Origin of the sequence: Vibrio sp. N418, assembly GCF_000222565.1 — a bacterium.
In the GTDB taxonomy this organism is placed as follows: Bacteria; Pseudomonadota; Gammaproteobacteria; order Enterobacterales; family Vibrionaceae; genus Vibrio; species Vibrio scophthalmi.
In genome coordinates this window covers 1-14,683 of the sequence record NZ_AFWD01000019.1, presented here as the reverse complement: position 1 = coordinate 14,683, position 14,683 = coordinate 1, and the positions used below count along the sequence as shown (strand labels likewise).

Annotated in this window: 13 protein-coding genes and 1 tRNA gene; 8 read left to right on the top strand and 6 right to left on the bottom strand. The window is 46.3% G+C overall.

The window, feature by feature from the left end; genetic code table 11:
* Positions 1-135 precede the first annotated feature (135 nt).
* A tRNA-Gly gene (locus RH86_RS03135) sits at positions 136-211 on the bottom strand.
* Between the two features lie 367 nt (positions 212-578).
* On the opposite strand from RH86_RS03135, the gene RH86_RS03130 reads away from it, so the two are divergent.
* Complete coding sequence (locus RH86_RS03130) at positions 579-1,298, top strand: hypothetical protein (protein WP_009384936.1); 720 nt, start codon at positions 579-581, stop codon at positions 1,296-1,298.
* Positions 1,299-1,380: 82 nt separating this feature from the next.
* On the opposite strand, the gene orn is transcribed toward RH86_RS03130, so the two are convergent.
* Positions 1,381-1,926, bottom strand: coding sequence for an oligoribonuclease (gene orn, locus RH86_RS03125; RefSeq protein ID WP_005596722.1), 546 nt, complete (start codon positions 1,924-1,926; stop codon positions 1,381-1,383).
* Positions 1,927-2,037: 111 nt separating this feature from the next.
* Between orn and rsgA the strand changes: the two genes are divergently transcribed.
* The 6 genes from rsgA (at position 2,038) to RH86_RS03095 (ending at position 9,776) form a co-directional block, all read left to right on the top strand.
* On the top strand, positions 2,038-3,093 hold the full coding sequence (rsgA, locus tag RH86_RS03120) for a small ribosomal subunit biogenesis GTPase RsgA (protein WP_009384935.1): 1,056 nt from the start codon (positions 2,038-2,040) through the stop codon (positions 3,091-3,093).
* A gap of 109 nt (positions 3,094-3,202) precedes the next feature.
* Positions 3,203-4,069 (top strand): archaetidylserine decarboxylase, encoded by an 867-nt coding sequence (asd, locus tag RH86_RS03115; protein WP_009384934.1) that lies wholly within the window; start codon positions 3,203-3,205, stop codon positions 4,067-4,069.
* 174 nt (positions 4,070-4,243) lie between these two features.
* A complete protein-coding gene (locus RH86_RS03110) occupies positions 4,244-5,647 on the top strand; it encodes an SLC13 family permease (protein WP_009384933.1) in 1,404 nt (467 codons plus the stop codon).
* A 129-nt stretch (positions 5,648-5,776) separates the two neighbouring features.
* Positions 5,777-6,664 carry a DMT family transporter gene (locus RH86_RS03105; protein ID WP_009384932.1) on the top strand — a complete coding sequence of 296 codons (888 nt, stop codon included), beginning with the start codon at positions 5,777-5,779 and terminating at the stop codon, positions 6,662-6,664.
* A gap of 274 nt (positions 6,665-6,938) precedes the next feature.
* Positions 6,939-8,471, top strand: a complete 1,533-nt coding sequence (gpmM, locus tag RH86_RS03100) for a 2,3-bisphosphoglycerate-independent phosphoglycerate mutase (protein ID WP_009384931.1) — start codon at positions 6,939-6,941, stop codon at positions 8,469-8,471.
* Between the two features lie 162 nt (positions 8,472-8,633).
* Positions 8,634-9,776, top strand: coding sequence for a murein hydrolase activator EnvC family protein (locus RH86_RS03095; RefSeq protein ID WP_009384929.1), 1,143 nt, complete (start codon positions 8,634-8,636; stop codon positions 9,774-9,776).
* 89 nt (positions 9,777-9,865) lie between these two features.
* Here RH86_RS03095 and RH86_RS03090 read toward each other — a convergent pair whose 3' ends face one another.
* The 4 genes from RH86_RS03090 to nudC form a co-directional block, all read right to left on the bottom strand.
* Complete coding sequence (locus RH86_RS03090) at positions 9,866-10,825, bottom strand: hypothetical protein (RefSeq protein WP_009384927.1); 960 nt, start codon at positions 10,823-10,825, stop codon at positions 9,866-9,868.
* Positions 10,826-10,939: 114 nt separating this feature from the next.
* The gene (locus tag RH86_RS03085) at positions 10,940-11,578 is read right to left on the bottom strand and encodes a TetR/AcrR family transcriptional regulator (RefSeq protein ID WP_009384925.1); all 639 of its coding nucleotides are present in this window, start codon (positions 11,576-11,578) and stop codon (positions 10,940-10,942) included.
* A 96-nt stretch (positions 11,579-11,674) separates the two neighbouring features.
* On the bottom strand, positions 11,675-12,742 hold the full coding sequence (gene hemE / locus RH86_RS03080) for a uroporphyrinogen decarboxylase (RefSeq protein ID WP_005596706.1): 1,068 nt from the start codon (positions 12,740-12,742) through the stop codon (positions 11,675-11,677).
* 249 nt (positions 12,743-12,991) lie between these two features.
* Complete coding sequence (nudC, locus tag RH86_RS03075; protein WP_009384923.1) at positions 12,992-13,786, bottom strand: NAD(+) diphosphatase; 795 nt, start codon at positions 13,784-13,786, stop codon at positions 12,992-12,994.
* A 179-nt stretch (positions 13,787-13,965) separates the two neighbouring features.
* Here nudC and RH86_RS03070 point away from each other — a divergent pair, with 179 nt between their 5' ends.
* Positions 13,966-14,460 (top strand): Rsd/AlgQ family anti-sigma factor, encoded by a 495-nt coding sequence (locus RH86_RS03070; protein ID WP_038219168.1) that lies wholly within the window; start codon positions 13,966-13,968, stop codon positions 14,458-14,460.
* The last annotated feature ends 223 nt before the right edge of the window (positions 14,461-14,683 follow it).

Sequence of the window (14,683 nt, the reverse complement as noted above, 5' to 3'; positions counted from 1 at the left end):
AGCAGGATTTGAACCTACGACCTTCGGGTTATGAGCCCGACGAGCTACCATGCTGCTCCATCCCGCGTCCGGATGTCATTGTTAAGTACAATGAAAACTTTACTCTAATCAGACTAATTGTCTAATCAGAAAATTTGGAGCGACACATCGGGTTCGAACCGATGACCTCAACCTTGGCAAGGTTGCGCTCTACCAACTGAGCTAGTGTCGCATCTCAACAACGTTTCCGTCGTTCAGGGCTGCGAATTATAAGAGCATTTTTTTGTGATGCAAGTCCTTCCTGCAAAAAAACAGTTTTTTTTTATCGTTTGATGAAAAAGCACACAAAAGAGAATAAACAATGAGCGAATTGTTTAAATTTAAAACGCAGCCACATAACTGTCACTACGATTAAAGCACTGATTTGACGTAGTGAATAGATAAAATTAGCCAGCAAATGCGATATAACCCAGTAAATAGATTCTTAAAATCTAGCTAAGCTGGTCTAAAAGTATCCTTTTGTATATAACCAAATGCTGATGTTATCGCTTCGCCCAATAATATTTTGTTAATGGCAATTGCAAATCATGGAGATCGCAATGGCATTACCCGTTTTCCGACGCTCGTTTTTAGCCCTGTTTGTTCTGCTCTCTAGCGCCCTATTTCTCAATGGCTGTGAATCCATGCCCAAGCCGGTCCGTAACCTGGGTAAAACCGATGTGGATTTTGTTATGGATGTGCATGTCAAAGAACAAAAAGAACTGCTGATGGAATTAACGCGCAAAATGTACGTGCGCAATCCAAACCAACTCAAGAAAGTTGCCGACACCACACTTGAAGATCGGATGCTACAGATCTTTGGTCGTCATGATGAGATTGATCTCCCGTCGTTGGTCTTTGATGAGCTCGGAGGAAAAACGGGCATTGAAGCAATATTAATGGCGTTTGATGAATCGTTCCAAGGCGACCGCGTATTCGCTGCGATAGTAGGCTTAACAGAGATGTTGCGCCGTTCTTATAACCACCAGCAAGAATTCTTTATTCTCGATTCACTCGATGAACAGGCACTTTACAACAGTGCACGTAATATCGAAATTTTTGTCTGGCGCCTCTATCAACGTAAAGACAGTCAAGGTGAACTCTTCTTGCTGACCAATCATGTGACTGAGGGGGAGTTTGATACCAGCTTCGACCGTATCTTTGCCAAGATGGCATTGATTCAAGACATGATGGCGCTGATCGTCGCCGACAAGACCAATCGCAGCATTACGAAAGTGGCACAAGGCGTGGCGCAGTTTGTATTCCTGCCGATCCCGTAACGACAGCCCATCACGATTCCTTTCCAAAATGACAAAAACCGCAGCAAGCTTCGGTTTTATATCACATCATCGACTTACGTCGTTAAATGCTAAAAATCGTTTTACGGTAATACTGCAATTCTGCAATCGACTCACGAATATCATCAAGCGCTAAGTGGCTACCTGATTTTGAAAAGCCGTCCAATACTTCTGGCTTCCAGCGACGAGTCAGCTCTTTAAGCGTACTGACATCCACATAGCGATAATGGAAGTATTGCTCCAATTCAGGCATATGTTTGTATAAGAAACGGCGATCTTGGCCGATACTGTTACCACAAATAGGTGATTTACCTTTAGGCACCCACTGTTCAAGAAACTCAATCGTCTGACGAATCGCTTCTTGTTCGGTCACTGAGCTATTGCGAATGCGTTCAACTAAGCCACTATTGGTATGGGTATTGGTGCACCAATCGTCCATTTTATCCAACTCAGATTCTGGCTGATGGATGGCCAGTACAGGACCTTCTGCCAAAATATTAAGCTCACTATCGGTGACGATGGTGGCGATTTCGATAATTTTGTGTGTTTCTGGATCAAGCCCAGTCATCTCGAGATCGACCCAGATTAAATTTTGATCGCTAAAGGACATAAATCGTTGCCTATTGGTTTTTCGCTAAAAAAGGTACTATACCCAAATTCAGATACCCAAGATAGCAATCTCAGGTGTCGACCCTAAGAGAAGCAGATTAAGTAGATCACCGTGGCAAAACAGAAAAAGTTAACCAAAGGTCAGGTACGACGCGTTCGTAGCAATCAAAAACGCAAACTCACTAAAGCGGAAAGCATTCAGTGGGATGAGTCCATGCTGGGCGGCACAAAAACAGGGTTAGTGATTACCCGTTTCGGCCAACACGCGGATATTGAAGATTCTGAAACAAAAGAAATTCACCGCTGTAACTTACGTCGCGGTATCGAATCTTTAGTCTCGGGTGACCAAGTTATCTGGCGGGCAGGTCTTGAGTCCATGTACGGTATTTCCGGCGTGGTTGAGGCCGTAGAGCCACGCACCTCAGTGTTAACCCGCCCCGATTACTATGACGGTCTAAAGCCAGTCGCTGCGAACATCGGTCAGATGGTGATCGTATCTTCTGTATTGCCTGAACTGTCATTAAATATTATTGACCGTTATCTAGTGGCTGCTGAAACACTGCAGATTCCACCTTTACTGGTACTCAACAAAATTGACCTGCTCGATCAAGTACAACGCGAGCAATATCAGCAATCTCTGCGTGACTACGAGAATATCGGTTATAACGTTCTGTTAGTCAGTAAAGAGTCGGGTGAAGGCATTCCAGAACTGGAAGCGGCACTTGGTAATTGCATCAACATTTTTGTGGGTCAATCTGGTGTTGGTAAATCTAGCCTAGTGAATGCTCTGATGCCTGGACTTGAAATTGAAGAAGGTCTGGTGTCTGAAAACTCAGGTCTTGGTCAACACACCACCACCGCCGCTCGCTTGTATCACATCCCTTCCGGTGGTGATCTGATTGACTCACCAGGAGTACGTGAATTCGGTCTCTGGCACTTAGAAGCAGAAGAAGTCACCAAAGCGTTTGTTGAATTCAAACCTTACTTGGGTAGCTGTAAGTTCCGTGATTGTAAGCACCTTGATGATCCAGGTTGTGTACTGCGTGAAGCCGTGGAACAAGGCAACGTCAGCGAGAGCCGCTTTAATAACTATCATCGCATTCTAGAAAGCATGTCTGAGAATAAGGCCAACCGCCAATATTCTCGTAACAAGAAAGCCGATCTGTAACGCAATGACTACGAGGAAAAATCAGCAACTACTGACATTTGCTGATTTTTTAAGTACCATCTCGCGCCCAAAAGTTTGAAACAGACAATTAACATTGGAATTGAACACAATGGACAAGATTAAAGTTAGACTGCAATACTGGATCCCTCAGCACGCGCTTACTCGCCTCGTCGGTAAGATTGCTTCGGCCAAAGCAGGCAGCCTAACCACTGCAATCATTCGCTGGTTTATCAAGCAATACAACGTCAATATGGATGAAGCTCTGCACTCAGATCCTCAGCACTTCGCCACATTTAACGAGTTTTTTGTGCGTGAACTAAAAGAAGGGGCTCGTCCTATCTCTGAAGGGGATGATCTCATCACTCATCCTGCAGATGCGCGTGTTAGCCAATTTGGTCCAATCCAAGACGGTAAACTTATCCAAGCAAAAGGCCACGACTATACCGCGCTTGAGCTATTAGGTGGTGACGAGAAACTGGCTGAAGCGTTTAACGACGGTGAATTTGCAACCTTGTATTTATCGCCAAGTGATTACCATCGTGTTCATATGCCATGTGATGGCACGCTACGTCAGATGATCTACGTACCGGGCGATCTCTTCTCTGTAAACCCACTGACTGCTGAAAACGTGCCGAATCTATTCGCTCGTAACGAACGTGTCGTCTGCATCTTTGATACGGCTTTCGGTCCAATGGCACAAGTGCTGGTTGGCGCTACCATCGTCGGTAGTATCGAACAAGTTTGGGCGGGTACAGTAACACCACCACGTGGTAACACCGTTCATCGTTGGGAATACCCTGCTGAAGGCGACAAGGCGGTAATTCTGAAAAAAGGTCAAGAAATGGGCCGCTTCAAACTGGGTTCGACAGTAATTAACCTGTTTACTAAAAACAGCATCCGCTTCGATGACTCAATGCAACTTGGCCAAGCAACCGTAATGGGCACCCCTTACGCACAGCGCCAAGACACAGAATAACGGTTCGACAACTGCATTATAAATCCCTGACTTGTTCAGGGATTTTTTTTGACCAACGACAAGATTTACGCAACATTTTTTACCTAATTGTAAAACTATTACCTTAGTCTAAGACGTTAATTTGGTTATCTTTTACTCTACCCTTCTCCACTAACATGAGAAGGTTTGCCGCGTATGACAAGGATTCATTCTGGCACGATAATCAAACTACTGATCTGTTTTGGGTTACCACTGGCAGTGTTACTGATGCCGATTGACTCAATCCCAATCGCAGACTTAACCCTCATCCAACATCGACTCCTTGCTATCTTTCTCCTTGCCGCCCTTTTGTGGGTGTTGGAACCTGTTCCCGTGTTTGCCACCTCGATTTTGATCATTGCTCTTGAATTGATCATGATCTCTGACAAAGGCCTACACCTATTCCGCAACCCACCCGCAGGACATGACTTTGGTGAGCTAGTCGCCTATACCGACATCTTCAGCGCTTTTTCCTCGCCGATCATTATTCTGTTCATGGGCGGTTTCGCACTGGCGATCTCGGCGTCAAAATACGAACTGGATAACAACCTTGCACGCGTGTTACTCAAGCCGTTCGGCACCCAACCACGGTTTATCATGTTGGGATTAATGTTGATCACCGCGGTATTCTCAATGTTTATGTCCAATACCGCCACCACGGTCATGATGCTGGCACTACTTGGCCCTATCGTCGCTTCTGCGCCAAAAGGGGATTTAGGAATTAAAGCCTTAGTGCTGTGTATTCCAATCGCGGCTAATACGGGTGGTATCGCCACACCAATTGGTACTCCACCCAACGCAATCGCATTGCAATATTTGGTTGGTGAAAACAGCATCGACTTCTTATCATGGATGATGATGGGCTTACCGTTTGTGATTGTGCAACTCACCATCGCTTGGTTCTTACTGCAAAAACTGTTTCCCTCATCTGAAGATAAAATGGTGCTCAAACTCGGTGGTTCCTTCCAGAAAAACTGGCGCGCCATCGTGGTTTACGCCACTTTTGCCTCGACCATTTTGTTGTGGATGACCACCAAGCTACATGGCATGAATACCTATGTGGTATCGATCATCCCACTGGCCGTATTTACATTAACAGGCATCATGGGCAAGGCCGAACTGAAGCTGATCAACTGGGATGTGTTGTGGCTCGTCGCCGGTGGTATTGCAATTGGGATTGCATTAGATAAAACCGGGCTAGCTTCTGCGCTGGCACATGCGATCGATTACGATGCCCTATCCCCTACTGCAGTAATCATCACCATGTCATTGGTATGCTGGGTAATGGCCAACTTTATGTCCAATACCGCCACTGCGAACTTATTGATGCCGATTGCGGCCGCAATTGGGGCTTCGATGCAAAGTTTGGATATGCAAAACCTCCTGGTGGTGGTCGCGTTCTCCGCTTCGTTAGGCATGATTTTACCGGTATCAACCCCACCAAACTCGTTGGCATACTCGACGGGGTTAATTGAAAGCAAAGACATGGCCAAAACCGGTTTGATTCTCGGTGTGCTTGGTCTATCCATGGTCTACATGGCTAACTGGATCCTCTCTTAATCACTGCCATTTAAACAGCAAAGCGTGATCACATATCACGCTTTGCTTTAATCCTCTTTTAAGGCATATTGACCATCTTATGTTGTGCCTTCGCACACATACACCTGTCGCGACAAGGATGCGAAATAGATGGGATATGAATGGCTAGCTTTAGCCGCTGCTCTATTGTGGGCCATCGCCAGCCTACTCTCCGTTAAGCCTGCTCATCACTTAGGCACCTTTGCTTATAGTCGCTGGCGCATGGGTTGTACCAGCGTCATTCTCGCCGCTATGGCGCTGTATACCGGTGGCTGGGAAACCGTCACAGTGCCATCGCTGACAGCGATGATGTTCTCTGGCTTAGTCGGCATCTTCATTGGTGATACCGCACTGTTTGCTTGCCTTAACCGCATGGGCCCTCGCCAAGCAGGTTTACTCTTCTCTTGTCACGCCGTTTTTTCTGCGCTACTTGGCTACTTTCTCTTTAGCGAACGTATGAATGGTTGGGAATTACTTGGCGCCAGTTTGGTTTTTTCAGGAGTGGTGTTGGCGATCTTTTTTGGTCGTAGGGGCCAAGATAATAATCAACTAGAAGCGATCAAAGGCCGTATTGGCGTTGGGATTACCCTAGGCGTTCTGGCTGCGATTTGCCAAGCCCTAGGCGGTATTATCGCCAAGCCGATCATGCAAACCGCTGTCGATCCTGTGGCAGCGTCAGCTTTGCGGATGATGACCGCTTTCGCAGCACACAGCCTACTTTGGTTGAGTGGGGCCAAGATCGCGAGGGCGACACACACTATCAACCTCAAGATTTTCTTACTCACCGCTCTTAACGGCTTTCTCGCCATGGCCGTTGGCATGACGCTGATCTTATATGCATTGCAAAAAGGCAATGTGGGTATGGTGGCACTGCTTTCGTCCACCACGCCGATCATGTTATTGCCTTTGCTGTGGTTTTATACCAAACGGCGACCAAATCGCTATGCATGGTGCGGCGCGTTCCTCGCGGTCTGTGGCACCGCTATACTGGTGCAGTAAGCAACAAAATCTGCCGATTCAACTATCGAATTGATTGGTAATTCCTCCTTTACATTGGTCGAGAAATGTTAAGAATAAGAGTTATTATCAATGTAAGCTTATGGCCAAATAGACAATTCGCTGAAAGATAGCTACACGACATCACCAACAATATTTGATCTTGGCCTACAGTTTTGCTTAAAAAGTGTAGTAAAATTACGCTAGTTTTGTTTCAAGGTCCTTGGGTTTTCTGACCCAAAACCGACAGTTACTTAAATTTGACGAGGTTTACTCTATGTCTGCTAAGAAGCCATTGGCTCTAGTTATTCTTGACGGTTACGGACACCGTGAAGACACTGCAAATAATGCCGTTGCAAACGCAAATACGCCTAACTTGGACAACCTATTTGCTAACCACCCGAACACGCTTATTTCTGCGTCTGGCATGGATGTAGGTCTACCAGATGGTCAAATGGGTAACTCAGAAGTTGGCCACACCAATATCGGTGCGGGCCGTATTGTCTACCAAGATCTTACCCGTATTACTAAATCTATCGCTGATGGTGAGTTTGCTGAAACTGCAGCACTGGTTGAAGCAATGGATAGCGCAATCAACGCAGGTAAAGCCGTTCACATCATGGGTCTTATGTCGCCAGGTGGCGTTCACTCTCACGAAGATCACATCTACGCAGCGGTTGAAATGGCAGCGGCGCGTGGCGCTGAAAAGATTTACCTACACTGCTTCCTTGATGGCCGTGATACGCCACCACGTAGCGCAGAAGGTTCTCTACAACGCTTCCAAGACCTATTCGCTAAACTAGGTAAAGGCCGTGTGGCTTCTCTAGTAGGTCGTTACTATGCTATGGACCGTGACAACAACTGGGATCGCGTTCAAGTTGCTTACGACCTATTGACTCAAGCGAAAGCTGAATTCACTTTTGACACCGCAGTAGAAGGCCTTGAAGCCGCTTACGCTCGTGACGAAAATGACGAGTTCGTTAAAGCAACGGCAATCAAAACTGCAGATCAAGAAGATGCTATCATGCAAGACGGTGATGCGGTGATCTTCATGAACTACCGTGCTGACCGTGCACGTCAAATCACGCGTACTTTCGTTGCGGATTTCGACGGTTTTGAGCGCGCAGTATTCCCTGCTCTGAACTTTGTGATGCTAACGCAATACGCAGCAGACATCCCTCTAGCGGCAGCATTCCCACCAGCAACACTAGAAAACACTTACGGTGAGTGGCTTTCTAAACAAGAGAAAACTCAGCTACGTATTTCTGAAACAGAAAAATACGCGCACGTCACTTTCTTCTTCAACGGTGGTGTTGAAAACGAGTTTGCTGGTGAAGAGCGTCAACTGGTTGCTTCTCCAAAAGTTGCGACTTACGACCTACAACCAGAGATGAGCTCAACTGAACTAACTGACAAACTGGTTGCTGCGATCAAATCAGGTAAGTTTGATACGATTATCTGTAACTACCCTAACCCAGATATGGTTGGTCACACGGGTGTTTACGAAGCGGCTAAACAAGCTATCGAAGCGATCGATGCATGTATGGGCCGCGTAGTAGAAGCGATCAATGAAGTTGATGGCCAACTGCTTATCACCGCAGACCACGGTAATGCAGAAATGATGATCGATCCTGAAACAGGCGGCATCCACACTGCACACACTAACCTACCAGTTCCACTGATTTATGTTGGTAGCAAAGCGGTTGAGTTCAAAGAAGGCGGTAAACTGTCTGATCTTGCACCAACCATGCTTTCTCTAGCGGGTATCGAAATCCCTGCAGAAATGTCTGGCCAGGTTATCGTTAAATAATCGCCTCGCATAATAAACGCCCGAGCCATGCTTGGGCGTTTTTTTTGGCCTCTTGCTAGGCAGCCTATGACACTGCGTACAAGTTTTTACTTAATCCTTTCTTCCCAAGAATCGAATTATGTATACTGGCCACTAATCAATTGGTTAGGATAATTCGAGCTAATGTCGCTTAACGCCATCACAAAAACGCATCGCACACTGCGCACACTCATGCTGCTGACGGTTGGTTTTGCTACGATTGCCCCTTTATCCACGCAGGCATCCTCACCCAGTCAGTTAACTGGCGTCAAAAGTGAAATTTCTCGACAAAAGAACGCCTTGAGCTCACAGCAGAAAGAGCTCGATAAATTACAAAAATCGCTAAAAAGCCAAGAACTTGGCATCAATCAGTTAGAGCGAGAAATAAAGGCAACCAAAGCCTCCTTGACTAAAACCAATGCCAATATCAACGCGTTGGACGGTAAAATTGTTACGCTTGAAAAAGACAAAGCGCAACAAAGTGAAAAGCTTAAGCAGTTATTGCGCACCTATTACGTGACTCAGCGTGCGAAATCTTCCGCCAATATAATGACCCAAGGTGTGGAAGAAGATCGTATCAGCCAATACTTCCAATACCTTGCCAAGCAACGCGCACAAACCATCACTGAGTTAGAAAAAATCGTCGCTGAACTTGAGCAAAGTGAAGAGCAGTTGGCGCTCGAAAAGCAACAAATAACCAAGTTACTCGATCAACAGACCTCAAAGCGCAATCAACTCGCTAAGACTCAATCACAGCGAAAAGGCACGGTCAGCAAAATCCGCAAAAGCATTTCCAGCGATAAAGTCTACCTGTCTGAACTACAGCGCAACGAAGCACGCCTAAAAGCCGAAATCGCCAAAGCGGCCAAACGTAATGCGGTACCAATGGATGGCCTTGCGAAACAAAAACGCAAGCTGCCATGGCCAATCAAAGGTCGCGTGATGCACAGCTACGGCTCAAAACAGACAGGGCAAATTGATTGGAAAGGTATTGTGGTCGCCGCTAACTACGGGCAATCCGTCAAAGCGGTGTACTCTGGCACGGTGGTGTTTGCTGATTACCTACGTGGCTATGGCCTCGTGGTATTATTGGATCATGGTAAAGGTGATATGACACTGTACGGCTTTAACCAAAGCTTACTGAAAAAAGAAGGTGATAAAGTGGTGGCCGGCGAATCAATCGCACTCGCGGGAGATACCGGTGGACAAACCCAAGCATCACTCTACTTTGAGATCCGCCGCAACAGCAAAACCCAAGATCCTATTTCGTGGTTACAGCGTAAATAATCGCAACAATAAGGGCGCCTCTCAGCGCCCTTATTGTTTGATATGGTTTGGTATGAAAAACTTTCAGCCTACGCTTAATTGTTTACTTATCAACGGCGGTAATATTCGCTGACTTGCCCTATCAACAATTCTAATTGCTGTGGTTCTAGATGATTAATGCCACCCGCGGCTTCTCGTCCTCCCCCTGTCGCAAATTGGCTACACAACTCTCCAGCCCCTTGCTTATTCGCTAACGGAGCGCGCAACGACACGGTATAGCCCTGCTGACGATTCTCGCTAAGCACAAGATGGGCTTTCTCTGGTGCTTGGTTCGCTAACCAGTTGCCGTAAACACCACTGATGCGTCGAGACGCCGCGGTATTCGGTAAGATAAACACTGCCAGTTGCTCATCTTGATAATGCGCTTTTAGAGATTGCGCTGACGCCATATCTTGCTGATAAGCCATTTTGAGTTGCTGATATGGTGAGTCTTGTGCAGCAATAACAGCAAAAGGATCATCGTAGGCCAAAAGGGTAGTAAACAGAGTGGCGGGATGGAAATGCAGATCGTCAACCGTGGCGCCATACCCGTTGTAATTAAGGAGCGTGCCGAGATCGCGCAACTGTTCAGCTTGTTGTGGGCTCAAGCCGGCTTGCGCGGCTAATTGATCGGCTTTGGCGATCAGATTGTCGCCATAGGCCCCTGCTATCGCCCAATAGTGATAACGCCCATCAAGTAAGGCATCAATAATCAGTGCAGTACAGATATTGGCATCGAGATTGATATGAGCGGTCAATTGGGCATGGCTAGGTATGCCATCGGCTTTATGGTGATCGGCATAAAAGACATCCGCGCCAGCATCAAGAGCGCGTTGCAACCCACTGAGGTTTTGTGTGAGTGAAATATCCAAAACCGTTAGAGAGTCACCACGTTGAATCTCAATTGAATCGAGCAATTGAATATCACGCTTTACCCCAGTCACTAATTGAGCGTTCTTAGGGTTCGCGAGACGTAGTTGAAGTAGAGCGATGATGCCATCGGCATCACCGTTAAAAACATCGTAGTGCATAACATTACTCGAATCAGAAGGTTATCAGTAATGTAACGGCTTAGAGCAAACAGAACAAAGAGCGAAAGGTTATAAACCCTCGCCTTCGATTATATTCATCGCGGCTATGAAGCGTTAAGCGGCGTGCATCGCTTTAACACCCTCTTCCAAGAGCTGAAGCTGCTCAAGGCCAGATTCGGTTGCCTTTGGTTTCACGACCGAGATCATCTGCAACATGCCTTGGTGAATGATCTGTTCGGTGATTTGCGTTTTCGGTGACATGGCCGACTGATAACCTAACCAGCTGGAAGCTATTAAATGCAGTGTTGTGACCAACGGCTTCATTTCATTTTCGGCGACATCAAGCAAGCCTAACTTAATGAAGGCGGCCATGATATTGACCAAGTTTGATTGCAGCTTATCTTGTACCTGAATATATTCTTCGTGCAGAACTTCATCACGCTGAAGTATTTCCGGTAAGTTGGCGTAGAAGAAACGGTATTTCCACATCAAGGTAAAGATTGAGTTGAGGTAGAGCTTCAACAACACCAAGCTCTCTTGCTGCCCCTGAACTGGCGTAAAGCGCTCCAACAATTCGTTTGAATAGAGAGCAAAGATCTCTCGTACTATTTCCTGCTTATTGCGGAAATGGTAGTAGAGATTACCTGGGCTGATATCGATGTGCGCGGCAATGTGGTTGGTGGTGATATTCCTTTCACCATGCTCATTAAAGAGCTCTAATGCTGCTAATACAATTTTATCGCGCGTCTTCATTGCTGTGGTATCCCTTTCTCCGTTGCGTTTAGTATACCAACACATGCTTGCTATAACAAAAACGCCTGAATAAATCAGGCGTTTAAGCATTTGCAATTACTTGTGGTAAGGCTTAGACAATTCGTGCACAGCCTCAACAAATACACCGGCATTTTCTGGTGGCACATCAAGGTGAATACCATGACCAAGGTTAAATACGTGCCCTGTGCCTGCATCACCAAACCCTTCTAGGATTGAGCCCACTTCTTCACGAATACGCTCAGGTGACGCGTACAACATTGAAGGATCCATGTTGCCTTGCAACGCTACTTTATCGCCAATTCGTGCTTTCGCATCGGCAATGTTGATCGTCCAGTCTAGACCAACCGCATCACACCCCGTTGCTGCGATCTGCTCAAGCCACATGCCGCCATTCTTGGTGAACAGAGTTACCGGAACACGACGACCGTCGTTTTCACGAATCAGGCCATCAACAATCTTGTGCATGTATTGCAGTGAGAATAAGTTGTAATCACGAGGGGTTAATACACCGCCCCATGTATCAAACACCATCACTGATTGTGCACCCGCTTTAATTTGCGCGTTCAGGTATTCAATGACGCTGTCCGCCAGTTTATCAAGCAACAGGTGCAGCGTTTGCGGCTCTGCATACATCATCTTCTTGATCTTGGTGAATGCTTTAGAGCTACCACCTTCAACCATGTAGGTCGCTAGTGTCCACGGGCTGCCAGAGAAACCAATCAACGGCACTTCACCTTGTAGATCTTTACGGATCTGGCGAACCGCATTCATCACGTACTGCAGCTCACCTTCAGGATCTGGCAAACCGATCTTGTCTACGTCTGCTTTGCAAGTGATTGGCTTATCAAACACAGGGCCTTCACCTTGTGTAAAGCGTAGGCCTAAACCCATGGCATCAGGAATAGTCAAGATGTCAGAAAATAGAATCGCGGCATCAAGTGGAAAACGGCGTAATGGCTGAAGGGTTACCTCTGAAGCAAGCTCAGCATTGCGACACAGTGACATAAAATCACCCGCTTGAGCACGAGTTGCTTTATATTCAGGTAGGTAACGGCCTGCTTGGCGCATCATCCATACTGGGGTGTAATCTACAGGCTCTTTCAAAAGCGCACGCAGATAACGATCATTTTTTAATTCAGTCATTGTGCTTTTCCAATCTTAGGCGTTATTTTTCGCTGATATTCTAACACTGTTTAGCTCGCAAAAGCCGTGTGCTTTGCAACCTAGATCAAGTTATTAACTTTTAAATAAGTGCTTAATTTGCACCCAACCTCTAACAGTGATAAAAATTTCATCGCTAGCGAAAACTACAATAATTAACTGTGTATCTAATACTCAGTATCTCATAACGACATCTTACTTACCCCCTCCCTCTCGGAGGGTTTTTTTTGTCTACTTTTCAGTAAGATGCTCATTAATGTCGGCAAGCGTCTGATCGATCAGTTGTCGAGCAATCGTACCAATAGGTGCTACAGGGGGCATCTCATCAGGTGAGAACCACTGCGCATCACTTAACTCACTATAATCCGGCTTAATGTTACCAGATTGATAATCCGCGAGAAACGCCATCATCATACTGGAAGGAAACGCCCAAGGTTGACTGCCAAAATAACGAATATTGCTGACCTCAATCCCTGTCTCTTCTTTCACTTCACGTGCCACGCACTGCTCGAGCGTTTCTCCCACTTCAAGAAAACCGGCGATCACGGTGTACATACCGTTACGATGACGAGGATGCTGTGCGAGTAAAATCTGCTGTTCTTTACGCACCGCAACAATGATGCAGGGGAAGATACGTGGATAATGCAATGTACGGCACTCTGTGCATTGCATAGCAAGCTGATTGTGGTTTAGATGGTTTCGACCACCACACTGCGGACAAAAACGCATCGTTTGCGTCATGTGCCCATATTGAACCGCTTTGCTCGCCAGTAGAAAAAGATCCTGCGGGTAAGCTAAGCACTCACGTAATGAGCTCATTGGCAAACGAGCTTCGATCTCCATGTCATTTAGCCACATGACCGGCACGCCCTGATAGTCACCAATACAGACGACATCGCGGTCAGAAAACCCGAATTCACTAGCAAAACCGTAAGGGAGCTTGCCATCTTCTAGCCAAATATCGCTCCCTGATACAACACACCAATATGCCGCACTCTCGTGGGCCATATCACCGTTCTCTAACATTACCGTCCCTCATTGCTTGCAGTTCAACCATTTTACTGGCAATCTAATTTCATACTAGAGTTAGTAGAAAAGCAATTCATTCACTATAATTTCTAGTCAGGACAATAGGTTGTATATCTATCATCGCTTTGCTCAGCAAAGTAAAATGATCACCGGAGTTGTGATTAGATCATGAGGGCATGGTCATGCTAAAAAAACTGAAAAAAACACAAGAACAATGGGGTGGCTCAAGTGACGTCATCGACCATTGGTTAGAGACCCGACAATCCCTAATTGTCGAATATTGTAAGCTTGCCGCACTGCAACCCGCTAGTCAGAAAACCGCTCTATCTTCACTCCCCACGCCTCTAGAACTGCAAGATTTTTGCCAGCATTTGGTCGACTATATCTCCGAAGGTCACTTTAAGATCTACGATACGGTGATGGACCAATGGCGTTCGACCGGGTTTGAAATCACCGACGATATCAATAAAGCTTACGCGAAGATCGTGTTAACCACGGATCCGTTGCTCAACTTTACTGATAAATACGCTGATGTGGGTGAAGACGATACGTTAGATGTCTTTGACGCAGACCTATCAAGTGTGGGCGAGATCCTTGAAGTACGATTTGAAGTTGAAGATAATTTGATTCAGCTTATCTCTGACAGTTTAGCCGTGCCACCGGGGGCATAAGCTAGAGCTCTAGGAGATTCGAGAAGTTAGAATGCTTCGCGTGAGATGAGAAAGAGAGAGGGTTGGCATGGGAGTGTCAGCCTTTTTTATTGTCCATCGAAATAGAAATAAGCTGTCACTCTAGGGAGTGACCGAGTGGCCGCCAGTTAGTTTCTCACCTTTTATTTAGCCTGATTGCTGGCAAAGCAGGTCGTCATCCTCAAGAGTGAGGCACGAGCGAGTT